Below are 25322 nucleotides of genomic sequence, written 5' to 3' on the forward strand. Positions count from 1 at the left end.
GGGCTTGCAAGGCCGGGGCTGTCGAGGGGGCGGCTCCCATTGCGACAGATTTCCGGACGGGGAGACGGAAACAGAAGACCCCGCAGCGGGGTTGTGCTGCGGGGTCGTCAAGGACTCGTTTTTTGGGAAGTTCGCGCCCGGCGATCAGGCCGGGCTTGCGCCCATTTCGCGGGCGCTGGATTGAACCGCCTTCTGCACCTTCTCGAAGGCGCGGACCTCGATCTGGCGCACGCGCTCGCGGCTGACGCCGAATTCGCCGGAGAGGTCCTCAAGCGTCATCGGGTCTTCAGAGAGGCGGCGCGCCTCAAAGATGCGGCGTTCGCGCTCGTTCAGAACATCCATGGCGCTGGCCAGCATCTGGCGGCGCATGTCCAGCTCTTCCTGGTTGGCGAGCAGTTCTTCCTGGCTGTCATTTTCGTCGACGAGCCAGTCCTGCCACTCGCCCGCATCCGCTTCGGCGCGGATCGGGGCGTTGAGGCTCGCATCCCCGCCCAGACGGCGGTTCATCGAGATGACTTCCTCTTCGCTCACCCCGAGCTTGGTGGCGATTTCCCGCACCTGGTCCGGCTTCAGATCGCCCTCTTCCAGCGCCTGAATCTTGCCCTTGAGGCGGCGCAGGTTGAAGAAGAGGCGCTTCTGATTGGCGGTGGTGCCCATCTTCACGAGGGACCACGAGCGCAGGATGTATTCCTGAATGGCGGCCTTGATCCACCACATGGCATAGGTTGCCAGGCGGAAGCCTTTGTCGGGCTCGAAGCGCTTGACGGCCTGCATCAGGCCGACGTTGCCTTCGGACACGACCTCGCCGATGGGCAGGCCATAGCCGCGATAGCCCATGGCGATCTTCGCCACGAGACGGAGGTGGGAAGTCACGAGCTTCTCGGCAGCTTCCGGATCGTCATGCTCCTTGTAGCGCTTGGCGAGCATGTACTCTTCCTGCGGCTGGAGCATGGGAAACTTGCGGATCTCGTCAAGATAGCGGCTGAGCCCACCCTCGCCGGCTACCAGTGTCGGTACGTTCTGGGCCATGAAATGCGCCCCCTTTCACCCGAATGAATTCGTTTGCTCCTTGTCGGAGAGATCCGCCCTGTCGGCACGGATCCCGTCCGGTTTGCGAGGCAAACGCAAGACACTCGCGGCCGTTCCTCACGGCCCGCGAACCCCTAATATAAGTGCCCTAGCGCAAATTGCAGGGGTTCGGGCCGATCACGCGGTCTAAAATTTTCGTAATGTCTCGAGAAGTTCCGCGAAATCAGCGGGATAATCGCTCTCGAAGCGCATGGTCTCACCGGTGGCCGGATGCTCGAAGGCGAGCAGCCCCGCATGGAGCGCCTGACGGGAGAAGCCGGCGACCGTGGATTTCAGCGGTTCATCCAGACGGTTGACCTTGGTCTTGTAGCCCGCGCCATAATCGTCGTCGCCGATCAGCGGATGCCCGATATGGGCCATGTGAACGCGGATCTGGTGGGTGCGTCCGGTTTCCAGGCGGCATTCTATCAGGGAGGCCAGCGGCGGTTCGTCCTCAGGGCCGTAACGCTCCTTCACCTGCCAGTGGGTGATGGCGTGGCGGCCGCTGGTCTTGACGACGGCGATCTTCAGACGGTTGGCATTGGAGCGGGCCAGGTTGGCGTCGATGGTGCCCTTCAGGCTCGCCGGCGCACCCCAGACGAGGGCGGAATAAGCCCGTTCCAGCGGGCCGGTCCGGCCGTGGTCGGCGAACTGGGCGGAAAGGCCCTGATGGGCGAGGTCGGTCTTGGCGACCACCAGCAGGCCGCTGGTGTCCTTGTCGATGCGGTGCACGATGCCCGGGCGCTTGACCCCGCCGATGCCGGCCAGGCTGTCGCCGCAATGGTGCAGCAGCGCGTTGACCAGGGTGCCGGTCCAGTTGCCGGCGCCCGGATGGACGACGAGACCGGCAGGCTTGTCGACGACGATCAGATGCTCGTCCTCGTAGACCACGGTGATCGGAATGTCCTCGGGCTGGGGATCGGCGTCCTCGGGCTCGGGCAGGACGAGAACCAGCTCGTCCCCTTCGTTGACCCGGTATTTGGCCTCAACTATCTTGCCGCCATTCACGGTCACTTCGCCGGCCTTGATCAGGGCCTGGACCCGATTTCGGCTGATGGTGTCGAGCTGGCCGGCCAGAACGGCATCGAGCCGCTTGCCGGCATCGTCCGCAGCAACCTTGTAAGCGAAGTCCGACAGCTCCTCGCCGCGGTCTTCTGGAGACATCTCGTTCATGACACAACCTGATTTCAATGGCCAGCAGGCGGACGACGCGCCGCTTGATCCGGCGACCCTGCGCATTCAGACCAAGCTGAAACGGCTGCTTGCCGGATCGTCCCTGGTGATGTTCGCGGGTTTCATCGCCGTCTTCGCAGCAATCTTCTACAAGATCAATGCCGCTGACGACAGTGCCTCGCGCGATGCCATTGCATCCACCATTTCCCTTGGCGGTGCGGGCCAGGTGCTTCAGGTCTCCCTGAGCGAGGGACGGCTGGTGCTTCTCGTCGAGGACGAAGGCAGCCGGATGATCGTCTATGCGGATCCGTCGAGCGGCGAGGTTCTCGGCAAGACCCGGTTCCTCAACCGTTAAAGATCGCGATAGCTCAGCATGCCGGCGAAGGGCGAGCGATCCTTGCCCTTCGCGTCATTGGGGTGATTGACCCCCTCGGTCACGGGGACCTCGGCAAAGTCGAAGGGGCTGAGACCCTCCAGACAGGCGGCGTTGATGCCGAACTGGGTCGGGTCCGACCGGCGCTGGTGATGTGTGTAGATCCCGCAGACGGCGCAGAAATGGTGTTTCGCAGCGCCCGTGTTGAACTGATAGAGCGTGAGCTTCTCCGCCCCTTCCAGGATCTCGAAATCGGCAAGCGCTGCAGAGACGGCCACGGCGCCGCGCATCCGGCAATAGGAGCAGTTGCAGCGGCGCGCGGTGGCAAGGCCCTGGCTCAGCCTGACGCGAAAACGCACGGCCCCGCAATGACATGCACCTGTGTAGTCGCAGCGCCCGGCATCGATCCCGTCGCGGATCACGGCTTCGCATTTCATCGTCTGACCTCGCCTGTGAATAACTTTTCTGCTGTCATCATGGCCCGAAAATCCGCGAATTTCCGCGCCCGAAAAAGTTATGAACAGGCCGGTTTCGATTTTTCGTGATTTTGGGGTTGCGCGGTCCGGGAAGGCAATTTATATCCCCGCTCATCGGGTTGAGACAAAGTTCTCGACCTCGGATGCGCCCATCGTCTAGCGGTTAGGACGTCGCCCTTTCACGGCGAAAACAGGGGTTCGATTCCCCTTGGGCGTACCATTCTTCTCCCCCGAAGATCAGGTGCAAAGCTGCGGCTCGATCAAGCCTGCGCCCTGTCATTCGGCCTCCTTTCCCACTTCGTCTTCCTGCCTTTACGATCGCTGATCGCATGCGCGCGTTTGCTCTGCAGCCGGGTGTTCCCTTGCGTGTCTTGCGCAGATTCTGGTGGATTCGACGTTGCGGAACGTGCGGAGGGAGGGCATGAAGGAGGATCAGGGGCCGACATCCGGCCTCGGCATCAGGGGGCCTTCATCATGCTCAAGGAATTCCGCAATTTCATCGCCAAGGGCAACGTGATGGATCTCGCCGTCGGGATCATCATCGGCGCGGCCTTCACCGCCATTGTCCAGAGCCTTGTGAACGACCTGATCAATCCGATCATCGGTCTGATCATCGGCGGCATCGACTTCACCTCCATGTATGTGGTCCTGTCGGGCGACGTGCCGGCGGGTGCGGGGCTCGATGCTGCCCGGGACAGCGGGGCTGCCATCTTCGCCTATGGCGCGTTTCTGACCGCCTGCATCAACTTCCTCATCATCTCCTTCGTGGTCTTCATGCTGGTGAAGGCCGTGAACAAGATCCGGGACGAGGTCGAAGCCAAGCCCGAGCCGGAAGCACCCGCCAAGCCTGCCGCGCCGACCGAGCTCGACGTGCTGATCGACATCCGCAACCAGCTTGCCGCCCGCAATCCGTGAGACAGGCGGGAGCGCGACCTGTCTCGCGCTCCCTTTCCCTCGTGCCGGGTTTCTTGAACCGGCTTCCGGCATTGGCTAGGCTCGGGGCTCCACGCCCCCTTCCTCTGGCCTTGCCGGGATCTCATGACCATTTCAGCTTCGCAATCGCTCGACCTGCCCGCCCTCGGTCTGTCCGCTGCCCTTCATGAGCGCCGTCTGACCTGCACACAGGTCATGGAGGCCGCGCTCGAGCGGATCGACGCCGTCAATCCGGCTCACAATGCCATCGTCAGCCTGCGTCCGCGGGAAGAGCTTCTTGCCGAGGCCGGCCGAGCCGACGCGGAGCTGGCGGACGGACGCTCGCGCGGGTGGCTTCACGGCTTCCCCTTTGCCATCAAGGACCTGTCCGAGGCGGCGGGCTTGCCCTGCACCTGGGGCTCGCTGCTCTACAAGGATCATGTCTCCACCCGGGATGAGCTGCATGTGGCGCGGATCCGCGCCGCAGGGGCGATCCTGATCGGCAAGACCAACACGCCGGAGATGGGCTTCGGCTCCCACACCACCAACCGGGTCTTCGGCCCGGCGCGCAATGCCTTCGACACGACGCGCAGCGCGGGCGGGTCGAGCGGCGGGGCAGCCGTGGCGCTCAGCCTCGGTCTCCTGCCCGTCGCCGATGGCAGCGACATGATGGGGTCCTTGCGCAATCCGGCGGCGTTCAACGGGGTCTATGGCTTCCGTCCGAGCTACGGGCGCATTCCGAACCCGGGCGCGAAGGATCTCTATTTCTCGCAACTCGCGACCTCCGGGCCGATGGGGCGCACGGTTGCCGACATGGCGGCCCTGCTCGACACCATGTCCGGCGCCGACCGGTTCGATCCTCTCTGCCTTGATGGACCCCTTGCGGCGCTGAAGGACTGCGCGGCGGGAGGGCAACGCGCGCGGGTTGCCTGGCTGGGGGATCTGGGCGGCTATCTGCCGATGGAGCCGGGCATCCTGGAGACTTGCGATCAGGGGCGGGCGATCTTCGCCGCCGCTGGCGTCGAGGTGGAGGACCTGGTGCCGGAGTTCGACATGGCGGACCTCTGGTTCTCCTGGACGGTGCTGCGCTCCTTCTCGACCGGCTTCCGTCTGCTGCCGCTGGCAGAGGATGCGGAGAAGCTCGCGATGCTTGGCCCGCAGGCCCTGTGGGAGCTGGAGAACCGCCGTCGCATCACGCTCGATGACGTGGCCCGGGCTACGGACATTCGCAGCCGCTGGTTCGAGTGTCTCGTGAGGCTGTTCGACCGGTTCGACGCCCTGGTGTTGCCCAGTGCTCAGGTCTTCCCCTTCGATGTCCACGCCCGCTGGCCGGAGGAGATCGCCGGACGGCGCATGGATACCTATCACCGCTGGATGGAAGTGGTCATTGCGGCGAGCCTGGTGGGGCTGCCGGTCGCCGCCGTTCCTGCAGGTCTGTCCGCCGAAGGGCTGCCCATGGGGGTGCAGATCATCGGGCGCCCACGGGCAGACGGTGAGACGCTGGCGCTGGCGGCAGCCTATGAGGCGGCAGGGCGCAAGGGGCCGTTTTCCGGTCTTGACGGCAAGGTGCCGGTCCTGAAGCAGGACTGATCAGGCGACGCTCTTGGCCTTCGAGCGGCCACCGGTCTTCTCGGGAGCTGCGGGGCTAGCTGCCATGTCAGACACCGCACCGTTCTCTGCCGTCTCGGTGGAGGCGGTGGTTGCCTGATCCGGGGCATTGGCGATGCTGGCCTTGACGATCCGGCCGAGTAGGGAGCTGGCGGAGGCGAGCACCGGGGCCTCGACGACGGGTGTCGGCTCGGGCGCAGAGGAGGTCTGCGGCCCGGTCTTCTGCTCCAGAAGTCCGCGGCTGAGGGCCAGGAGATCGGCCCGGAGACCCGCCAGTTCCGGACTGCGCTTGAGGTCTGCGCGCAGGCGCTGCAGCTTGGAGGTGGTGCGCTTCAAGGCGCGCTCCCTCTCGCGCACCAGGGCGGTCAGGCGGGCGGTCTCATTGTCGGCCCACTTGAGGTCGCGCTGCAGGGTCTGCTGCTGCTCGTCTGCCGGGGCTGTGCTCTGTTCCAGCTGGACGGCGAGGCGGGTGACTTCGGCCTGAGCGGAAATGTAGCGGGCTTCCGCGTCCACCAGATCCGCTTCCAGTCGGCTCGCCCAGGCGCGGGCCTCGGCCAGCTCCGCCACATCCTCGATGGAATGCGTCTCGTCCGGTGTCTGGCCCTGTTCATAGGCCGCCAGACGCCCCTTCAGGGTGGCGATCTGGGATTCCAGTCCGGTGATCGTCGCCAGGGTCATGGTGTCGGTGGCCGGCTTCCAGTCGGCATCGTCGCCGCCGTCGCGCAGGCGTGCCAGATCGAGATCGGCCTGGGTGCGGGCAAGGGCCTCTTCCGTCTCGTCGAGGCGCTGCCGGAGATCCGCCAGCGCGGTCTGGTCGGCGGTCCCGGTGTCCGGAACGGCTTCGGTGTCGTCGCCCTTGCGCTTCTTCTGCTTTTTCAGCTTGTTGCCCGTCTCTTCCAGATCCCGCGACAGGGTCTCGGCCAAGGCCCTCAGTCGGCCGGCCTCGGCGCGCTCACGGGTCGCAACCTCCCGCTCGTGGTCCAGCGCCCGCTCCACCTTGCGCAGGGCGAGGGCATGCTGGGCGCGTTCGAAATCCTGAGCGGCGCGCACTTCGGCGTAGGACGCCGGATTGACGGCCAGAATGGCGTCGCGGGTCAGCCGCACCGCGCGCTTGTAGAAGGCAGGCATGATCGCCAGCCCGAGCAGGACCGCGACGCAAAAGCCGAGCGCTACAAACATTCCAGCTTCGATCAAGGTCGAACTCCGTCGTCCGGAAAGGCTACTCTCTGCCTTCCATCATTAACCGAGCCCGAGCCCGAGGCCAAGACCGCACGCAACCGGTCCGCACCGGCGGCTGCGGGCGGAACGGGCCCGCCCGTGGCGGATCAGAACGGGTTCCAGGTCGGCTTGGGCGTGAACTTGAGGTAGCCCACGTTGACGCCGAGACGGGCGCCCACACCGGAGCGGACCGGGACGACCACCACATTGTTGGCGGCCAGAACGGTCATGCCCACGCCGCCGACCAGATAGGCCGAGCCATTCACGCCGACATAGCGGGTGTGGATCGCGTTCACCGAGGGCAGATTGTAGACGAGCATCATGACGCGGGCGCCATCACCGCCGAAGTCCCAGCCCAGGGACGGGCCCTGCCAGAAGATCTTGTGGGTGCCGGCGTTGCGCGTGTAGAGGCTGCCTTCGCCATAGCGCGCGCCGGCCACGATCGCTCCGGAGCCTTCCTCGCCGAGAATGTAGCCGTTGGGCTCACCATATTGGGAAAAGGCCTTCTCGATCACCGAGGCCAGTCCGCCGGACACGGAGCCGAAGAACTTGTGGCCGGTGTTGATGATCTCGTCGGAGGAATAGGTCGTGGAGCCGGCGTTCTGGGCGTGAGCCGCAGGCGCCAGGGCGGCAGACATGGCGGCAGAGAGGGAGATCACGGCGGCGGCAACCAGGGCCTTGAGGGTGCGGAGCATCGTTGGTCTCGCGTTTTGTTGTAAAGGGACGTTTCCGGAACGCAAACTCGAAGCAGGGCACAGGGAAGGACAGCCGGACGGCTTCCGATCGACCGGACGTCCGGTCCGCAGGCGGTGCCACATGACCATCAACCGGATCGATCTGTTTCCCCGTCCGATTTGGTAGACTGTGCAAGAGGACAGACGAATCGCCTACAGGGAATCAGGACAACCGGGTCGAAGCAATGAAAAAGTCGCCAAGAATTGAGACAATCCTGTGGCTGCTGGCGACCCTTGCCCTGGTCCTCGCCGACGCAGGGTCTTCGGCCCGGGCCCGTCCCCAGCTTTTTGTCCCCGATCCGATCAGCGGATATGCGCTGGGCGGGCGGGATCCGGTGGCCTATTTCGTCGACAAGCGGCCGCGGGCGGGAAAGCGGCAGTACGAGCTCTATTGGGCGGGGGCGCGCTGGGTCTTCGTCAATCAGGGCAATCGTGCGGCTTTTGAAGCCTCGCCAACCACTTATGCGCCTGCCTTTGCGGGCTGTGCGGCCCATTCTCTGGCCTTGGGGTTTGCGTCAGCCGGAAATCCCACGATCTTCGCGATCTATCGCAATCAGCTGCTGCTCTTCCATTCGGATGTGAACCGTTTTCTCTTCCTCGCCAATCCGGAGGCCAACATGGCCGCCGCGCAGGAACATGCGGCGCGCGTGGGGTGTCAGGCCGGACGGTGAGGGGGCTGCGCGGCTTGGCAGGGGGCTCTTGTCAATGTATCCCTGAACATGGTTAACCGAATCGTCCCAGACGACCCGCATCCAGAAGAGCCCTGACGCGCCATGCCTGAACTCAAAGAACTTTCCGCCATGGACCTGTCCGCGCTGGTCGCAAGCCGCGTGTGTCACGACATCATCTCGCCGGTCGGGGCCATTACCAACGGTCTGGAAGTCCTGGACGAGGATCCGGCGGAGGATATGCGCGAATTCGCCATGGACCTGATCCGCAAGAGTGCCCGTCAGGCCTCGGCCAAGCTGCAGTTCGCGCGCCTGGCCTTCGGGGCTGCGGGATCGGCCGGCATGGAGATCGATCTCGGCGATGCCCAGTCGGTCGCGATGGGCTTCATGGAGAACGAGAAGTCGGACCTCGTGTGGGAGCTGCAGCGCGCCTACATGCCGAAGAACCTGGTCAAGCTTCTGCTCAACCTGATCCTGATCGCCAACCAGTGCATCCCGCGCGGCGGCACCATCACCGTGAGCATGACCGGCGAAGCAGCGTCGCCGACCTTTACGCTTGAGTCCAAGGGCATCAACCCGCGTATTCCTCTTGGTATGGCGGATATTCTTTCCGGCGAAGAGCCTGAGCGTGTTGATGCGCACTCGGTTCAGCCGATCTACGCAGTTCTACTCGCGCGGGAATGCGGCATGCGCCTCAATATCTCAAAAGATGAGGAAATCGTTAGGATTACGGCCGCACGGCCTGAGTGAAATCCAACTTCCCAAAGGTCTTTCTGCTTCAGCGTATCTTAACTGTTTCGGCCCACTCTGCCCCATGGACGACAGTCCAGCCGCCCGCAAGGACGGTAGTTTTTAGTAACAGTCGGGTGAGAGCAGGCCATGGACGACCTCCTCAGGGAATTTATTACCGAGACGAACGAAAGCCTCGATGTCGTAGACGTTGAGCTCGTGAAGTTCGAGCAAGAGCCGAACAACGCGACGATCCTCGACAACATTTTCCGTCTGGTGCACACGATCAAGGGCACCTGCGGCTTCCTCGGTCTTCCCCGTCTGGAGGGTATTGCTCACGCTGCCGAGACGCTGATGGGCAAGTTCCGCGAGGGTGTGCCCGTCACGCCGGAAGCGGTGTCGCTCATCCTGTCGTCGATCGACCGGATCAAGGAAATCATCGCCGACCTGGAACAGGCCGAAGGTGAAGAGCCGCAGGGCGACGACAGCGACCTGATCTCCGAACTCGAGCGCATGTCGACCGATGCCGGCGCCGTCAACCCGAACGCGCCCAAGGCGCCGGTCGTGGAAGAGCCGGTGGTCGAAGTCGCTGCCGAGCAGACCCTCGAGCGCCCGCTGCGTCCCGGTGAAGTGTCTCTCGACGAGCTGGAGCGGGCTTTCCGCGAAACCGCCGTCGAAGTGGATGACGCCGCCGAAGCTGCCGCCCCTGCCCCCGCACCGGCTCCCGAGCCTGTTGCAGAGGCCGAACCGGCGCCTGTCGCCGAAGCCAAGCCGGCTGCCAAGCCGCGCTCTTCCCGCACTGAACGCCTGGAAGCAGGTGATCAGGAAAAGTCGGAAGAGAAGAAGGGCCCGTCGGTTTCCAACCAGTCCATCCGCGTGGCGGTCGATACTCTCGAACACCTGATGACCATGGTGTCCGAGCTGGTGCTGACCCGCAACCAGCTGCTGGAAATCGTCCGTCGCCACGAAGACAGCGAATTCAAGGTTCCGCTGCAGCGCCTGTCCAACGTGACGGCCGAGCTGCAGGAAGGCGTCATGGCCACCCGCATGCAGCCGATCGGCAATGCCTGGCAGAAGCTGCCGCGCATCGTGCGTGACCTGAGCCAGGAACTGGAAAAGCCGATCGAACTTGAAATGATCGGCGCCGAGACCGAACTGGATCGCCAGGTCCTTGAGATGATCAAGGATCCGCTGACCCACATGGTCCGCAATTCGGCCGACCACGGCCTGGAAATGCCCGCCGACCGCCGCGCTGCCGGCAAGCCGGACAAGGGCACCATCACCCTTGCTGCCTATCATGAAGGCGGCCACATCATCATCGAAGTGCGCGATGACGGTAAGGGTCTGGACGTCGACAAGATCAAGGCCAAGGTGATCGAACGCGGTCTCGCGTCCGAATCCGAAGTCGACAAGATGTCGGACGCGCAGATCCACAAGTACATCTTCGCTGCGGGCTTCTCCACGGCTGCCAAGGTCACCAGCGTCTCCGGCCGCGGTGTCGGCATGGACGTGGTGCGCAACAACATCGAGCTGATCGGTGGTACGGTCGACCTGCGCTCTACCCAGGGCAAGGGCACGTCCTTCATCATCAAGATCCCGCTGACGCTGGCCATCGTCTCGACGCTGATCGTCGAGGCCAGCGGCGACCGCTTCGCGATCCCGCAGCTGTCGGTGGTGGAGCTGGTGCGCGTGCAGACCAACTCCGAACACCGCATCGAGCGGATCAAGGACACGCCGGTCCTGCGCCTGCGCAACAAGCTGCTGCCGCTGGTGCATCTGTCCCAGCTGCTCGGCATCTATGAAGGTGCGGACGCGGAAAAGGCGATCGACGACGACAACGGCTTCATCGTTGTCATGCAGGTCGGCAGCCAGACCTTCGGCGTCGTGGTCGACGGTGTCTTCCATACGGAAGAAATCGTGGTCAAGCCCATGTCCACCATGCTGCGCAACCTGACCATGTTCTCCGGCAACACCATTCTGGGTGACGGCTCGGTGATCATGATCATCGACCCGAACGGGGTTGCGAGCGCCATGGCAAGCCACGCCTCCAGCTCGGTTGCAGAGCAGCTGGAAGACGAGAACGACGATCAGGCCCGCAAGGCTCTGACCAGCAACTCGACCATTTCGCTGCTGCTGTTCCGTGCCGGTGCGCCGGAACCCAAGGCGGTGCCGCTGTCGCTGGTTACCCGTCTGGAAGAGTTCGAGGTTTCCAAGATCGAGCGCTCCAACGGCCGCGACCTGGTGCAGTACCGCGGTGCGCTGATGCCGCTGGTCTATGTCAACGCCGGCGACCAGCACAAAATCGAAGGCACCCAGCCGATGCTGGTGTTCTCCGACAGCGGCCGCTCCATGGGCCTCGTGGTCGACGAGATCGTCGACATCGTCGAGGACAACATGAACATCGAGGTCGGTTCCGACCGTCCGGGCGTGCTCGGTTCTGCGGTCATCAAAGACCGTGCGACCGAAATCCTGGATCTGGGCTACTACCTGCCGCAGGCCTTCGAAGACTGGTTCATGCGCAAGGAAATGGACATCCAGGCGCTCACGAAGAAGATCCTCTTCGTCGACGACAGCTCGTTCTTCCGCAACATGCTGACGCCGGTCCTGAAGGCTGCCGGTTACGACGTCACCACCTGCTCCTCCGCGACTGCCGCGCTCGAGCTGCTGGAAGACGGCGGCAAGTACCAGGCCGTGGTCAGCGACATCGAGATGCCGGAAATGAACGGCTTCGAGTTCTGCGAAGCCCTGCGCCGGGATCCGCGCTTCCGCAACCTGCCGGTTCTGGCCCTGTCGGCCATGGTGACGCCGGCGTCCATCGAGCGGGGCCGTCAGGCCGGGTTCGATGACTATGTCGCAAAGTTTGACCGTCCGGGCCTGATTGCCGCCCTGAAAGACGTGTTCTCCGGAGAAATGGGAGTTGCTGCATGACCTCGCTGGATACATCCGTGGCCAACACCAGCGGTGACACCATCCAGTATGTCACCGTGTTGATCGGCGGCCAGCTCTTCGGTCTGCCGATCTCCCAGGTGCATGACGTCTTCGTGCCGGAAAGCGTCACTCGCGTGCCGCTCTCCGCGCCGGAAGTGGCCGGTGTCCTGAACCTGCGCGGCCGGATCGTCACCGCCATCAACATGCGTCGTCGCCTTCACCTTCCGCCGCTGAAGGAAGGCCAGATGATGGCCGTCGGCATCGAGTACAAGCAGGAATCCTACGGCCTGATGATCGACAGCGTCGGAGAGGTTCTGAACCTTCCGGCCAGCTCTGCCGAACCGAACCCGTCCAACCTCGACAAGCGCTGGGCCGAGATCTCCGGCGGCGTGCACCGCCTCGACGGCCGACTGATGGTCATCCTGGACGTGGCACGTCTTCTGGGTGCGATGTTCACCGAGCCGATGGCTGCAGCCTGATCAGGTCTCAAGGGGAGAAACCTAAATGAAACAGTGTCTTGTTGTTGATGACTCGAGCGTCATCCGTAAAGTCGCCCGCCGCATTCTCGAAGACATGAACTTCGAGATCGCCGAAGCCGAAGACGGGCAGCAGGCTCTCGACCATTGCCGCAAGTCCATGCCGGACGCCATCCTGCTGGACTGGAACATGCCGGTCATGGACGGACTTGAGTTCCTGACCAGCCTGCGCAACGAGGAAGGCGGCGAACGTCCCGTCGTCGTGTTCTGCACGACCGAGAACGACGTGGCCCATATCGCTCGCGCCATCCGCGCCGGCGCCAACGAATACATCATGAAGCCGTTCGATCGGGAGATTGTCGAAGCCAAGTTCCAGGAAGTTGGCCTCATCTGAAATCTTCATGCCGTCAAGAATTAGATATGGATCCGGCTGATGGCTGTTGCACAAACGAACTATACGACTGGGTCGACACCCAGCGCTGACCCCATCAAGGTTATGGTCGTCGATGACGCGGTGGTGATCCGCGGTCTGCTCAGCCGTTGGCTCGACGCGGATGAAAGCCTGCAGGTTGTCAGTTCCCACCGGAACGGCAAGCTGGCGGTCGACGATATCGAGAAGAGCAATCCGGACGTCGTGGTCCTGGACATCGAGATGCCGGAAATGGACGGCATGACGGCCCTGCCGCTCATGCTGGCCAAGAAGCGGGATCTCGTGGTGATCATGGCCTCGACCCTGACCCGCCGCAATGCGGAGATCAGCCTCAAGGCCCTGTCGCTCGGTGCGGCGGACTATGTGCCGAAGCCGGAGTCCAATTCCGAGGTCACCACCTCCGTCGATTTCCGTCGCGAACTCATCGAGAAGGTCAAGGCGCTCGGCCAGCGCGCCCGCCGCATGCGGGGCCCCGCCCGCAGCATGCGTGCGGAGACGAATGCAGGCCGGGTCAGCTCCCAAGCGCCGGTTGGGCGTCTGGCTGCCGCGCCGCTGCGCACGCCTGCCATTGCGCCTGCTGCAGGGAAGACCTTCAAGCTGCGTCCCTATTCCAGCGTGCGTCCGCGCATTCTGGCGATCGGATCCTCGACCGGTGGCCCCCAGGCCCTGCAGAAGGTGATGAAGGACATCGGATCCTCTCTGCATGAGGTGCCGGTGGTCATCACCCAGCACATGCCCCCCACCTTCACGGCCATTCTGGCCGAGCATGTGGGCAAGGCGGCCCTACGCCCCTCCAAGGAAGGGGCTGATGGCGACGTGCTGCGTCCGGGCGAGATCTATGTGGCGCCGGGCGGCAAGCACATGATCCTGGAGAAGGACGGCGGCGCCGTGAAGATCCGTCTGACGGATGGCGCGCCGGTGAATTTCTGCAAGCCCGCGGTCGACCCGCTGTTCGACAGCGTCGCCAAGATCTACGGCTCGGCAACCCTCGGCCTCATCCTGACCGGCATGGGTCATGACGGCGCCGATGGGGTGAAGACCATCGCCGCAGGCGGCGGCAGCATCATCACCCAGGACGAAGCGTCCAGCGTGGTGTGGGGCATGCCGGGTGCTGCGGCCAATACCGGGATGTGCAGCGATGTCCTGCCGCTGGACGAGATCGGTCCCAAGATTGTTCGGGTGCTCAAGGGGAACACGCGATGAATGCCAGTGAGTTCGAGTTCCTGAAGAAGTTTCTCAAGGAACGATCCGGGCTCGTGCTGTCGAATGACAAGCAGTACCTGGTCGAGAGCCGGCTGCTGCCGATTGCACGCAACGCCAAGCTCGAAACGTTGAGCAACCTGATCCAGACCTTGCAGCGGCCGGGCAACCGGAAGCTGGAGACGGATGTCGTCGAAGCCATGACGACGAACGAATCCTTCTTTTTCCGCGACAAGACGCCCTTCGAGCACTTCAACGAAACCATGCTGCCGGCTCTTCTGCAGAGCCGGGCCTCGCAGCGGACGCTGAAGATCTGGTGTGCGGCCGCCTCGACGGGGCAGGAGCCCTATTCGCTGGCGATCTGCATCAAGGAAGCGGCCGCAAAGCTCGGCGGCTGGCGGACCCGGATCATCGGCACCGACCTGTCCCAGGAAGTGCTGGAGAAGGCCAAGGCCGGTCTCTACAGCCAGTTCGAGGTTCAGCGCGGCCTGCCGATCCAGATGCTGCTGAAGTATTTCGAGCAGAAGGGCGATATGTGGCAGATCTCGCCGGCGCTGCGCGCCATGGTCGAGTGGCGTCAGCTGAACCTGCTGGAGAACTTCAACCATCTGGGAGAGTTCGACATTCTCTTCTGCCGCAACGTGCTGATCTATTTCGACCAGCCGACCAAGATCGAGGTCCTGAACCGGCTGGCCAAGATGATCCCGGAAGACGGGTATCTGGTGCTCGGTGCGGCGGAGACCGTGGTCGGGCTGACCGATGCCTTCAAGCCGGTGCCGGAAAAGCGCGGCCTGTTTCAGCGCAAGCCCTCAGGGGCAAGCGCCACGGTGTCCCGTCCGGCCTTTGCCGCCTCGAGCCTCGGCACGCGCTGACAGCTCGGCGCGCCTTCTGATCCCCTCGCAAAGCCGGCCCTGCGTGGCCGGCTTTCGCATGTCCGGAGCAGGCATGGCAGGAAGGGGAGACACCGCCATTCCGCGCGATCACGCAGGGCTCGCGAAATCGTGAAAACCATGGCCAGCAACCGGTTCCTTAAGGGCTTTTCCTGATGGGATGCTGCCCCATGTTCTCCCGGGACGATCCGGACGGAAGAGGTCCGTCCGGTCCGCACAACAAGGAGAGCATGACGATGGGATCCGTGAAGATCGAAATGTCGCGCCGTGCAGCCCTGGGCGCTCTGGCCCTGGGTGGGGGGATGGCCGCCACCGGGATGTCGCCGCTGGGTGGTCTGCGAAGCGCACAGGCCGCCGAGGGCGCTGCCGAGGCGGGTGGAGTTGCCCTGCCTTTCGCGCGCTATCAGGTGGGCTCCTTTGAGGTCCTGACGCTGCTGGACGGCGCGGCCGTGTTCGAAGAGCCGCAGAAGACCTTCGCCATGAATGTTCCGGCCGAGGAGTTCACCGAGGTCACGACGGCGAATTTCCTGCCGCTCGACAAGTTCAAGAACTTCTTCACGCCGACCGTGATCAACACCGGCTCCGAGGTGATCCTCTTCGACACCGGCAACGGCGAAGCCGCCCGTCCGGGCCGCGGCAATCTGGTTCTGGCTCTCGAAGCCGCAGGCTATTCCGCCGGGGATGTGACGACCGTGGTTCTGACCCACATGCACGGCGACCACGTGAACGGCTTGAGCGGCGAGGGCGGTCTGACCTTCCCGAATGCGCGCTACGTGACCGGCGCCAAGGAGTTCGACGCCTGGTCGGCGCAGGATCCGGAGCAGAACGGCGGCGCCAAGCCCTTTGCCACCAAGGTGAAGCCCCTGGCCGACAAGATAACCTTCTTGGAGGACGGCGGCTCGGTCGTCAGCGGCATCACCGCCATCGCCGCCTTCGGGCACACGCCCGGCCACATGGTCTATATGGTCGAGAGCGATGGCCAGCAGCTTCTGCTCGCCGCTGACACCGCCAATCACTATGTCTGGTCGCTCGGCTATCCGGACTGGGAAGTGCGGTTCGACATGGACAAGGCGGCGGCTGCCGCGACGCGCCGGAAGGTGCTCGACATGCTGGCCACGGACCGGATCCCCTTCATCGGCTATCACATGCCGTTCCCGGCGGTGGGCTTCGTCGAGGCCCGCGACAGCGGCTTCCGCTATGTTCCGGAGACCTATCAGCTCGATCTCTGAGCCAGACAGGACAAGGAAGCGGGGCTGACGGCTGCGGCCGTCGGCCCCATATTTATTCGTGCCGAGGGCAACAAAAAACCCCCGCACAACGGCGGGGGTCCTGCAGACGTCTCGAGGCGCGGCTCAGGCCGCGGCTTCGATTTCCGGTTCGCGCAGCACGTAGCCGCGGCCCCAGACGGTCTCGATGTAGTTCTTGCCCGACGTGGCGGCTGCCAGCTTCTTGCGCAGCTTGCAGATGAACACGTCGATGATCTTCAGTTCCGGCTCGTCCATGCCACCGTAGAGGTGGTTCAGGAACATTTCCTTCGTCAGGGTCGTGCCCTTGCGCAGGGAAAGGAGCTCCAGCATCTGGTACTCCTTGCCGGTCAGGTGCACGCGCTGGCCACCGACCTCGACGGTCTTGGTGTCCAGGTTGACCTTCAGGTCTCCGGTCACGATGACGGACTGGGCATGACCCTTGGAGCGGCGCACGATCGCATGGATGCGGGCCACCAGCTCGTCCTTGTGGAACGGCTTGGTCATGTAGTCGTCGGCGCCGAAGCCCAGGCCGCGAACCTTGTCCTCGATGCCGGCGTTGCCGGAGAGGATCAGGATCGGCGTCTTGACCTTGGAAACTCGGAGTGTGCGCAGAACCTCATACCCGGACATGTCCGGCAGGTTGAGGTCCAGCATAATGATGTCATAATCGTACAGCTTGCCGAGGTCGATGCCTTCCTCGCCAAGATCTGTCGTGTAGACGTTGAAATTCTCAGACTTCAGCATCAGCTCAATGCTTTGTGCTGTAGCGCTGTCATCCTCAATCAACAATACACGCATGCCAATCCCCTTGTGTTGCCTTTCCTGGGCAAGTCGCAACGGCTGTTGTCGGTGCCTGCTACGAAGGACTGCCTTAACCCCGACTCAAAGCTAATTGAGTTATGGTTAACAAAATCTAATCCGTAGCGGCAAGCTCTCTGTTAACGAATCTGTGCACAAGCACTAACCCACTGAGACATAGGCAAAAACTGCCTATCTAGCGAGTTAAGGCTCCACTTTAAGAAGCCCCGTTAAGTGACTCCTTTCAGATTCGTTTTCAAAAAGCCGTTGTCGACCCTTCAAAGGCTCTCGCCTGTCAACGATCCCTTCATTAAGATTAAGCAGAGATGTAAACGATCGGTTACCAACGTGGCGAAACTGAGCGGAGAATTTTAGGTGAAGTCACTTTTTGCCGAGATTGATTCGCTGATGGCGACCGAAATCTACGGTCGGGTGGCTGCCGTGCAGGGTCTCCTGGTCGAAATTGCCGGTCCCGTGCACGAAATGAGCGTCGGTTCGCGACTCATGATCGACAGCGGGGAGGGCAATCCTCCCGTTCCCGCGGAGGTGGTCGGCTTCCGCGATGGCCATGCCCTGTGCATGCCCTTTTCCAACCTGGAGGGGGTGCGGATGGGTTGCAAGGCGACGGTCACGGCACGTGAGAGCGTGGTTCATCCGTCCAATCAATGGCTTGGGCGGGTCATCAATGCCCTTGGGGAACCGATCGATGGTAAAGGAGATCTTCCCGGTGGCGGTTCGCCTCGCAAATTGAGAACCAACCCTCCGCCGGCTTCCGAGCGTTCACGGGTTGGCGGGCCGATCGATCTGGGCGTGCGCGCGCTCAACACCTTCGTCACCTGTTGCGAGGGGCAACGCATGGGCATTTTCGCCGGATCGGGCGTGGGCAAGTCCGTGCTCATGTCGATGCTGGCGCGCAACACCGACTGCGACGTCTCCGTGATCGGGCTGATCGGCGAACGTGGCCGCGAGGTGCAGGAATTCATCGAGGACGATCTGGGCGAGGAGGGGCTGGCCCGTTCCGTGGTGGTGGTCGCCACTTCCGATGAGAGCGTGCTCATGCGCCGGCAGGCCGCCTATCTCGCCATGACCGTGGCCGAGCATTTCCGCGACGATGGCCAGAGCGTCCTGTGCATGATGGACAGCATTACCCGCTTTGCCATGGCCCAGCGAGAGATCGGCCTGTCCGTCGGCGAGCCGCCCACTTCCAAGGGTTATACACCCACCGTCTTCACCGAGCTGCCGCGCCTGCTGGAGCGGGCCGGGCCCGGCAAGGTCGGCAAGGGCATGATCACCGGGCTCTTCACGGTTCTGGTGGAAGGCGACAATCATAACGAGCCGGTGGCCGATGCGGTGCGTGGCATTCTGGACGGCCATATCGTGATGGAGCGCGCCATTGCCGAGCGGGGGCGCTATCCGGCCATCAACGTGCTGAAGTCGGTCTCGCGCACCATGCCGCGCTGCGTGCCCGAGGCGCAGCTGCCGGTCCTGCGCAAGGCCAAGCAGCTGATGGCGACCTTCTCCGACATGGAGGAGCTGATCCGGCTGGGCGCCTATCGCAAGGGCTCGGACCCGACAGTGGACGAGGCAATCCGCCGGCACGAGCCGCTCGAAACCTTCCTCACTCAATGGAAAGACGAGGCCACTTCCCTGGAAGAGGGTTATTCGCGTCTTGCCAACCTTTTGGAAATGACTCCGGGATAATGTGATCCGGCAAGGGGAGTATTGAGTGATGAAAACCCGTGAGAGTCTCATTCGGCTGAAGCGTTTCCAGGTCGACGACAAGCGTCGTCAGCTCAGCCAGATCGAAAGCATGATTGCGGAATTCAACCGCATGGCCGACGAACTGGATGACCAGATCAAGAGCGAACAGGAGCGCGTCGGGATCACCGATGTCAGCCACTTCGCCTATCCGACCTTCGCCAAGGCCGCTGCGACCCGCCGGGACAATCTTCGCAATTCCGCCCATGAGCTGAATGATCAGCTGGAGCGGGCGCGTGACGAGCTCAACGAGGCGATCGAGGAGCTGAAGAAGTTCGAGCAGCTGGAAGAACGTGACCAGCAGCGCGAGCGCACCGCTCAGGAACTGGCCGAGCAGGACCAGATGGACGAGATCGCCGGCCGGGCCCACGCCCTGAAGTAACGCTCCCCGCGTTCAATTCTCCTGACCCTTTCCGGTCCTTGCAGACCCGACCTCCTTCAGGCGCTGATGGCGCCTGAAGTGCCATTCCGAATGGCACAGTCTGCGGCCTCGGCTTCTTCCCCGGCAGATCTGTGCTAGGGTCCCGGATCCCTTCCGATCCGCGCGCCGACGGCCCTTCATGCGATTGCTTCTTTCCCTTCTTCTGCCGGTTTCCACCTTCGCCTTCGCGCTGGGCATCACCCTGCCTCTGCTGCGGTTCGACCGGCTGTATTTCTTCCAGGAACGTCCCTCCCTGATCGGCATGCTGCATGGCCTGTGGATCGACGGGGAAATGGGGCTGGCCCTTCTGGTGGGCACGTTCTCCCTGCTCCTGCCGGCCTGCAAGATCCTGTTGCTGCATGTGGTTCTGCTCGCCGGGCGGCAAAGCCGCTCGCTTGTCCTGCTCTCGGGCCTGAGCAAGTGGTCCATGCTGGACGTGATGGTGGTCGCGCTGGTGGTCTTTGCGGCCAAGACCTCGGGACTGGCGGCGGCCAGCGTTCTGCCGGGGCTCTGGTTCTACGGGATCGCGGCGCTGGGGACAGCGGTTGCGGCGCAGCTCTGCAAGGAGTGAGCTAGCGTCATCCGGCACCTCAGAGAGGCGAGGCGCGCAAGGTGCGGCGGCGGCGCGGCTTGATTGGCCGACGGGCCGAGAAGCTGCCATCGCCGCGGCGCGGATGGCGGGGGACGGCATCCTTTTCCCGGTCGCGATAGGCTTCGATCCATCCCACCGCCTGGGTGAGGGGGATCTTCAGGGCCTGGCAGCGGCTGCGGGCGAGTGCGGCAAAGGTACGCTCGCTGAGGTCCAGGCTGTGGGCGATGTCGATGATCAGGCGGGCGTTGCCCCGGAAGATGCCGTTGCGCACATCCGACTGGTTCATCCGTGCCAGATAGGCCAGCAGGTCGGTTGTGAGCGGCAGCCGGTTGTCCTGGAGCAGCAGCTGGATCAGGTCGTCGAGGGGGATGTCCTCCTTCTGGGCATAGAGCCAGAGGGCCTTTGGGTCCGGCACGTCCAGCTTGCTGCCGTGCTTGCGGCGGAGCTCGCGCAGGCGGACGAGCGCTTCCAGCTCGTCCTTGCCCATCACCCCCTCGATCATGGCGAGAAGGCGCTGCTTGCCGGCCTTGTCGACCTGGGGAAGCAGCTTCTTGCAGACGCCGGGGGTCAGGTCCGGGCGCAGGGTCAGGTCCTCGCGCAGCACCGCGTCGCTGACCGCCTGCTCCACGAGAAAGCGCAGCGTCGCGGGGGACAGGTGGATGTGCCGGTTCCCGGCCAGAAGCCGCTGAACCGTGCGGGTGCCGCGATGGGCGAGCACATCGGAGACCGGCTCGCCCAGATCCCGGCGGCGGGCCAGGAACTGAAGATAGGGATCCTCGAGGGTCTGGGCCATTTCCAGGAGATCGCGCTGGGAAAAGACCGGGCAATGTTCCAGCACGGGCTGGGCAATGATGATCGGTTCCTCGGCGAGATGGCGGGCGAGGGGCGCCGGTGTGCCGGCATAGCGGGAGATCTTGCGGGACAGGCGCAGCTTGTCCTTCTGCTCGGACCGGTCATAGAGCAGGCGGATGATCTCGCCGAAGAGCACGCGCTCGCGCTCGGACATGGGCGTGCTGCTGCGCATCACCAGACCGGTAACGTCCAGAAGGATCTCTCCCCAGACCTCCGGCGGAGCACTCCTTGAGAGCTTCTTCAGCGATGTCAGCATTCCTGTCCCCGAGAGCGTTCCCGCCAACGCTTCAATCTCGTCAAATTAGACATTCAAACTAAAGGGAACGTTACCCGTAATTCTGTCAGTATTTTGAGGTACGCACCTTGCAATCCGTCTCTGCACATGAAACTCCCTATGCAGCATTCGGATTTGGCGACCTGCCTCTGGTCGGGGTGAGGAGCCGTCTACTTTCAGTTATCGACTATGGAGGTTGCGTCATGCTGACCGGCAAGCATCTGATCGACGGGGAATGGGTTGCAGGCGGCGGGGTCTTCCAGACCGTTGCTCCGGCCACGGGTGAGGTTCTGCAGGCGCAGGTCTGCGACGCGGATGCCGCCACCGTCGCGCTTGCCGCAGAAGCCGCCGAGCGCGCCTTCCCGGCCTTCAGCGCCACGACGCCGGCCGAGCGCGCCGCGTTTCTGCGCGCCATCGCCGAGGAGATCGAGGCCCGCGGCGAGCAGCTGACCGAGGTTGCGGGCAAGGAAACCGCGCTTCCCGCCATGCGGCTCAACGGCGAGCGCGGCCGCACCACCGGACAGCTCAAGCTGTTTGCCGACTGGATCGAGGACGGTTCCTGCTTCGACGCGCGCATCGATCGCGCCATGCCCGACCGCCAGCCGCTGCCGCGCCCGGACATCCGCCTGGTGCTGAAGGCCATCGGCCCGGTCGGCGTCTTCGGCGCGTCCAACTTCCCGCTGGCCTTTTCCACCGCCGGCGGTGACACCGCCTCCGCTCTGGCGGCTGGCTGCCCGGTCGTGGTGAAGGGTCATCCGGCCCATGCGGGCACCGCCGAAATCGTCGCCGAAGCGATCCGCGCCGCCATCGAGAAGACCGGCATGCCCAAGGGTACCTTCGGTCTGGTGCAGGGCGCCAGCATCGAGTCCGGTTCCGCACTGGTCAAGCATCCGCTGATCAAGGCCGTCGGCTTCACCGGCTCGCTGCGGGGCGGTCGCGCCCTCTTCGATCTGGCGGTGTCCCGCCCCGAGCCGATCCCCTTCTATGGCGAGCTCGGGTCGATCAACCCGACCTTCCTGATGCCGGCGGCCCTTGCCGCCCGGGCTGATGAGATCGGCAAGGGCTGGGCCCAGTCCCTGACCATGGGCGTCGGCCAGTTCTGCACCAACCCGGGTCTGGTGATCGCGCTCGACGGTCCGGATCTGGCCACCTTCACCGCCAGCGCCTGCGACGCGCTGGGCGGCGTTCCGGCCCAGACCATGCTGACCGCCGGCATTGCCAAGGCCTATCGTTCTGCCATCGAGGCCCGTCAGGCCTCCGGCGTGGTGGAGGTGAAGGTCAGCGGCACCCAGGGCGCAGGCTGCGATGTGGCTCCGGTGGTCTTCGAGACGACGGCTGCCGTCTGGCTGGAAAACCCGGATCTGCATGACGAGGTCTTCGGCCCGGCCGCGGTGATCGTGAAATGCGCCAATGCGGATGAAGTCGCCCGTGTTGCCGCCGCGCTGGAAGGCCAGCTGACCGCGACCTTCATCATGGAGGACGCCGATCTCGAGGCGGTGCATCCGCTTCTTCCGGTGGTTGAGCGCAAGGTCGGCCGGATGATCCGCAACGCCTATCCGACCGGTGTCGAGGTCTGCCATGCGATGATGCACGGCGGTCCCTATCCGGCGTCCACTGACGTGCGCTCCACCTCGGTCGGCACCAAGGCCATCGAGCGCTTCCTGCGACCGGTCGCCTATCAGGGCTTCCTGCAGGAGATGCTACCGGCAGCGCTCAAGGACGATGCGGCGACCCCGGTTCTGGACAACGGAACCCGCCGCTGACTGCGGAAAACACATGACTTCCGGAAGGCGGCTTCGGCCGCCTTCTTCATTTTCGCTGCAAAAACTGCTTTGGTTGCGGGGAACCGAGAGCGTTCTTGGAACGTTGCCTCACGAGGGTCTTGCTCTATCTGCCCGACTGCGCCTGTCTCCCGACGGGCGCGACAGAGGCGGCAACAAGGCCGCCAAGCCGATGAATTTGCCCAGGACCTCCGGATGTTGCGAAAGCGCCTGCTTCCCGCCCTTGCCACCCTTCTTCTCACCCTTTTGATCGTCGCGCCTCAGGCTCTCCATGCCCAGGGGATTCCGCTGAACGCCCTGATGTCGAGCGCGTCGAGCAAGGCGTCGCAGGACAAGGTCGAGGCAACCTCTTCCAGTGCCGCCTCCGGTGAGGCGACGGATGCGGCCAGCTCTGCGGATGCGGCCGATGCGCTCATCCGCCTGCTGGAAGATCCGGCAGGCCGTGCGGCGCTGATCGAGACGCTGAAGGCACGAGAGACGGGGGCTCCGGCCTCGGCCGAGACTGCGGCCCCGGCCAATACCGATCCGTCCGCTCCGGCGTCCGGCGACACGGCAGGGGAGGCGGCCGACACGCCTGCGGAAGAGACCGCGGCCTCCGTTCCGCTGGCGGTGCAGCTCGGCAAGTATACGGGCATCCTCGTCGATGAGACGATGGTGGTGGTCGAGCGTGTGCGGCATTTCCTGCGCGGCTTTGAGGTCATCGCCAACGGGGATGTGTCCCTGCGCTGGTCGCGCCTGACCGAGTCCCTGTGGCAGGTGGTGGAGATCATCGCCACGGCTACGGTGGTCTTCTGGTTGCTTCAGCGGCTGGTCGGTCTGCTGTACCGTCGGCTGGCTCCGGCTTCCAGCCGGGGGCATTTCCTGTGGCGCCTGAAATATGTGGTGCCGTTCCTCCTTCTCGACGGTCTGACACTTGTCCTGGGCGCGCTGGCTGCCGGCGCCGTTGCGCTGTATGAGGGGCTCGGCTTCTCCGAGCACCTGACCCAGTTTCAGACTTTCGCCCTCAACGCCTTCTTCCTGACCCATCTCTTTGCCATCGGCCTGCGGATGATCTTCGCCCCTGTGCGCGGCGCCCTGCGCCTTCTGCCGGTGAGCGACGAGACCGCAAAATACTGGTGCCGCCGATTGATCGGCGTCACGCTCTGGCTCGGTTACGGGGTGATGCTGGCCGTGCCGATCGCCAACGTGAGCATTTCCTTTGCGGTTGGAAACACGGTCAAGTTCCTGATCGTCTTCGCGGTCTTCATCTATCTGCTGCTGCTCATCCGGGCCAACCGTGCGCCGGTACGCCGTGGCATTCGCGCCTATGCGGAAACCCTGTCCGGCGAGCTGAGCAGCCGCGCGATGCTCTTCGTCTCGCGCATCTGGGACCTTCTGGCCTCGGTCTATGTGCTGGTGGTGTTCTTCATCTGGCTGTCCCGGCCGCTGGATGCCTTCACCATCACCATGCGCTCCACGCTCCTTTCGGTGCTGATCGTCGGGGCGGGCTTCCTGTTCTCCGCCATCGTCACCCGGGCGATCACCGGCGGCATCCGCCTGCCGGAAGAGGTGCGCACCAAGCTTCCGGCCCTGCAGGGGCGGGTCAATGCCTTCGTGCCGCGGATCCTGAAGATCTTCCGCTTCCTCGTCTTCGTGACGGCGGTGCTGCTGCTGCTTGATGTCTGGGGTGCGGTGCCCTTCGTCAGCTGGGTGAGCAGCGACGCGGGTCAGCTCTTCATCGGCCGCTATTTCTCCGCCTTCCTCGTGGTGGTGGTCTCCTTCTGCATCTGGCTGGCGGTGATGGCCTGGATCGACCTGCGCCTGCGCGAACACGCGGGCTATGTGGTCACGGCGCGGGTGCGCACCCTGTTCCAGTTGTTCCGCAATGCCTTCACGGTGGTCATCCTGGTGATGGCCAGCCTGCTGGCGCTGGCGGAGATCGGCGTCGACATCGGCCCGCTCATCGCCGGTGCCGGGGTCGTCGGTCTGGCCATCTCCTTCGGTGCCCAGACGCTGGTGAAGGACATCATCACAGGGGCCTTCATCCAGATCGAGAATGCGATCAACGAAGGCGATGTGGTCACCGTCGGCGGCACCACCGGTGTGGTGGAGCGGCTGACCGTGCGGTCGGTGCGCCTGCGCGACATCGATGGCACGACCCATATCGTGCCGTTCTCCTCGGTCGACACGGTGTCCAACTTCATGCGCGACTTCGCCTACCATGTGGCGGTGATCGGCGTGTCCTATGACACGGACATCAAGAAGGCGAAGGCCGCGCTTCAGGAAGCCTTCGACCGGCTGCGTGCGGAGGCGGACTTCGCGCCGAAGATCCTCGATGATCTGGAGATGCACGGGGTGACAGCCTTTGCCGACAGTTCCGTCAATCTGCGCGTGCGGATCAAGACCTTGCCGGGGGACCAGTGGTCCACCGGTCGCGCTTACAACGAGTTCGTGAAGGAGGTCTTTGACGAGCGCGGCATTGAGATCCCTTTCCCGCAGGTGATGTACCATTCGGCGCCGTCCACCGTGGTGGATCAGAGCGGCTCGCGGATGGCGTCCACGCCCGATGACGATGACGGCGCGGAGGGCCCGACCGGGGCCCAGGACAAGCCGGACATCGACATTCCGGATCAGGACGAGGATTGATCCGCTTCTGATCAGATCCGAAAACCCAGGAAAGGCGGCCCCGTGGCCGCCTTTCGTTTTTGTTCGCTGCGCATGATTTGAATTTCGGATA

23 protein-coding genes and 1 tRNA gene are annotated in these 25322 nt (G+C 63.8%); 17 read left to right on the forward strand and 7 right to left on the reverse strand.

Features of this window, described 5'->3' with window-relative positions; all coding sequences use genetic code 11:
• Positions 1–144: 144 nt before the first annotated feature.
• Both rpoH and FR728_RS15710 read right to left on the reverse strand, forming a co-directional pair.
• Entirely contained in the window at positions 145–1029 is an 885-nt protein-coding gene (gene rpoH, locus FR728_RS15705; RefSeq protein ID WP_149893692.1) for an RNA polymerase sigma factor RpoH, read from the reverse strand.
• 186 nt (positions 1030–1215) lie between these two features.
• Positions 1216–2232 carry an RluA family pseudouridine synthase gene (locus FR728_RS15710; RefSeq protein ID WP_208998875.1) on the reverse strand — a complete coding sequence of 339 codons (1017 nt, stop codon included), beginning with the start codon at positions 2230–2232 and terminating at the stop codon, positions 1216–1218.
• Positions 2233–2239: 7 nt separating this feature from the next.
• Between FR728_RS15710 and FR728_RS15715 the strand changes: the two genes are divergently transcribed.
• Entirely contained in the window at positions 2240–2596 is a 357-nt protein-coding gene (locus tag FR728_RS15715) for a hypothetical protein (RefSeq protein WP_149893694.1), read from the forward strand.
• Here FR728_RS15715 and FR728_RS15720 read toward each other — a convergent pair.
• A complete protein-coding gene (locus FR728_RS15720) occupies positions 2593–3051 on the reverse strand; it encodes a GFA family protein (protein ID WP_149893695.1) in 459 nt (152 codons plus the stop codon). The two genes, FR728_RS15715 and FR728_RS15720, sit on opposite strands and share 4 nt — an antisense overlap.
• Positions 3052–3235: 184 nt before the next feature.
• Between FR728_RS15720 and FR728_RS15725 the strand changes: the two genes are divergently transcribed.
• From FR728_RS15725 to FR728_RS15735, 3 genes are all read left to right on the forward strand, one after another.
• A tRNA-Glu gene (locus FR728_RS15725) sits at positions 3236–3310 on the forward strand.
• 254 nt (positions 3311–3564) lie between these two features.
• Positions 3565–4005 carry a large conductance mechanosensitive channel protein MscL gene (gene mscL / locus FR728_RS15730; RefSeq protein WP_149893696.1) on the forward strand — a complete coding sequence of 147 codons (441 nt, stop codon included), beginning with the start codon at positions 3565–3567 and terminating at the stop codon, positions 4003–4005.
• A 123-nt stretch (positions 4006–4128) separates the two neighbouring features.
• Entirely contained in the window at positions 4129–5592 is a 1464-nt protein-coding gene (locus tag FR728_RS15735) for an amidase (RefSeq protein WP_149893697.1), read from the forward strand.
• Here FR728_RS15735 and FR728_RS15740 read toward each other — a convergent pair whose 3' ends face one another.
• Both FR728_RS15740 and FR728_RS15745 read right to left on the reverse strand, forming a co-directional pair.
• Positions 5593–6789 carry a hypothetical protein gene (locus tag FR728_RS15740; RefSeq protein WP_149893698.1) on the reverse strand — a complete coding sequence of 399 codons (1197 nt, stop codon included), beginning with the start codon at positions 6787–6789 and terminating at the stop codon, positions 5593–5595. It lies immediately after the preceding gene.
• Positions 6790–6935: 146 nt separating this feature from the next.
• A complete protein-coding gene (locus FR728_RS15745) occupies positions 6936–7523 on the reverse strand; it encodes a DUF1134 domain-containing protein (protein ID WP_149893699.1) in 588 nt (195 codons plus the stop codon).
• A 224-nt stretch (positions 7524–7747) separates the two neighbouring features.
• Between FR728_RS15745 and FR728_RS15750 the strand changes: the two genes are divergently transcribed.
• The 8 genes from FR728_RS15750 to FR728_RS15785 all read left to right on the forward strand — a co-directional run bounded on the left by FR728_RS15750 (position 7748) and on the right by FR728_RS15785 (position 16112).
• Positions 7748–8233 (forward strand): YHS domain-containing (seleno)protein, encoded by a 486-nt coding sequence (locus FR728_RS15750; protein ID WP_208998866.1) that lies wholly within the window; start codon positions 7748–7750, stop codon positions 8231–8233.
• 102 nt (positions 8234–8335) lie between these two features.
• Positions 8336–8980 (forward strand): histidine phosphotransferase ChpT, encoded by a 645-nt coding sequence (gene chpT / locus FR728_RS15755; RefSeq protein ID WP_149893700.1) that lies wholly within the window; start codon positions 8336–8338, stop codon positions 8978–8980.
• 129 nt (positions 8981–9109) lie between these two features.
• Positions 9110–11887 carry a hybrid sensor histidine kinase/response regulator gene (locus FR728_RS15760; RefSeq protein ID WP_149893701.1) on the forward strand — a complete coding sequence of 926 codons (2778 nt, stop codon included), beginning with the start codon at positions 9110–9112 and terminating at the stop codon, positions 11885–11887.
• Positions 11884–12366: a chemotaxis protein CheW gene (locus FR728_RS15765; RefSeq protein ID WP_149893702.1), complete on the forward strand. Its 483-nt coding sequence runs from the start codon at positions 11884–11886 to the stop codon at positions 12364–12366. The genes FR728_RS15760 and FR728_RS15765 overlap by 4 nt, the downstream gene beginning before the upstream one ends.
• 25 nt (positions 12367–12391) lie before the next feature.
• Positions 12392–12757, forward strand: a complete 366-nt coding sequence (locus FR728_RS15770) for a response regulator (protein WP_149893703.1) — start codon at positions 12392–12394, stop codon at positions 12755–12757.
• A 39-nt stretch (positions 12758–12796) separates the two neighbouring features.
• Positions 12797–13996 carry a protein-glutamate methylesterase/protein-glutamine glutaminase gene (locus FR728_RS15775; protein WP_149893704.1) on the forward strand — a complete coding sequence of 400 codons (1200 nt, stop codon included), beginning with the start codon at positions 12797–12799 and terminating at the stop codon, positions 13994–13996.
• Positions 13993–14865, forward strand: a complete 873-nt coding sequence (locus tag FR728_RS15780; RefSeq protein ID WP_149893705.1) for a CheR family methyltransferase — start codon at positions 13993–13995, stop codon at positions 14863–14865. Before FR728_RS15775 ends, FR728_RS15780 begins: the two co-directional genes overlap by 4 nt.
• Positions 14866–15113: 248 nt before the next feature.
• Entirely contained in the window at positions 15114–16112 is a 999-nt protein-coding gene (locus tag FR728_RS15785) for an MBL fold metallo-hydrolase (protein WP_377175378.1), read from the forward strand.
• A gap of 123 nt (positions 16113–16235) precedes the next feature.
• On the opposite strand, the gene ctrA is transcribed toward FR728_RS15785, so the two are convergent.
• On the reverse strand, positions 16236–16928 hold the full coding sequence (gene ctrA / locus FR728_RS15790) for a response regulator transcription factor CtrA (protein ID WP_149893706.1): 693 nt from the start codon (positions 16926–16928) through the stop codon (positions 16236–16238).
• A gap of 375 nt (positions 16929–17303) precedes the next feature.
• Here ctrA and fliI point away from each other — a divergent pair, with 375 nt between their 5' ends.
• From fliI to FR728_RS15805, 3 genes are all read left to right on the forward strand, one after another.
• Positions 17304–18629, forward strand: coding sequence for a flagellar protein export ATPase FliI (fliI, locus tag FR728_RS15795; protein WP_149893707.1), 1326 nt, complete (start codon positions 17304–17306; stop codon positions 18627–18629).
• Between the two features lie 28 nt (positions 18630–18657).
• The gene (fliJ, locus tag FR728_RS15800; protein WP_149893708.1) at positions 18658–19068 is read left to right on the forward strand and encodes a flagellar export protein FliJ; all 411 of its coding nucleotides are present in this window, start codon (positions 18658–18660) and stop codon (positions 19066–19068) included.
• A gap of 178 nt (positions 19069–19246) precedes the next feature.
• Positions 19247–19678, forward strand: a complete 432-nt coding sequence (locus FR728_RS15805; RefSeq protein WP_149893709.1) for a paraquat-inducible protein A — start codon at positions 19247–19249, stop codon at positions 19676–19678.
• Between the two features lie 19 nt (positions 19679–19697).
• On the opposite strand, the gene FR728_RS15810 is transcribed toward FR728_RS15805, so the two are convergent.
• Positions 19698–20807, reverse strand: a complete 1110-nt coding sequence (locus tag FR728_RS15810; protein WP_149893710.1) for a DUF2336 domain-containing protein — start codon at positions 20805–20807, stop codon at positions 19698–19700.
• Between the two features lie 221 nt (positions 20808–21028).
• On the opposite strand from FR728_RS15810, the gene FR728_RS15815 reads away from it, so the two are divergent.
• Both FR728_RS15815 and FR728_RS15820 read left to right on the forward strand, forming a co-directional pair.
• Positions 21029–22588 (forward strand): aldehyde dehydrogenase (NADP(+)), encoded by a 1560-nt coding sequence (locus FR728_RS15815; protein WP_149893711.1) that lies wholly within the window; start codon positions 21029–21031, stop codon positions 22586–22588.
• 213 nt (positions 22589–22801) lie between these two features.
• On the forward strand, positions 22802–25231 hold the full coding sequence (locus FR728_RS15820) for a mechanosensitive ion channel domain-containing protein (RefSeq protein ID WP_149893712.1): 2430 nt from the start codon (positions 22802–22804) through the stop codon (positions 25229–25231).
• Positions 25232–25322 lie beyond the last annotated feature (91 nt).

The organism is Roseibium aestuarii (genome assembly GCF_008477545.1).
GTDB classification, from domain to species: domain Bacteria; phylum Pseudomonadota; class Alphaproteobacteria; order Rhizobiales; family Stappiaceae; genus Roseibium; species Roseibium aestuarii.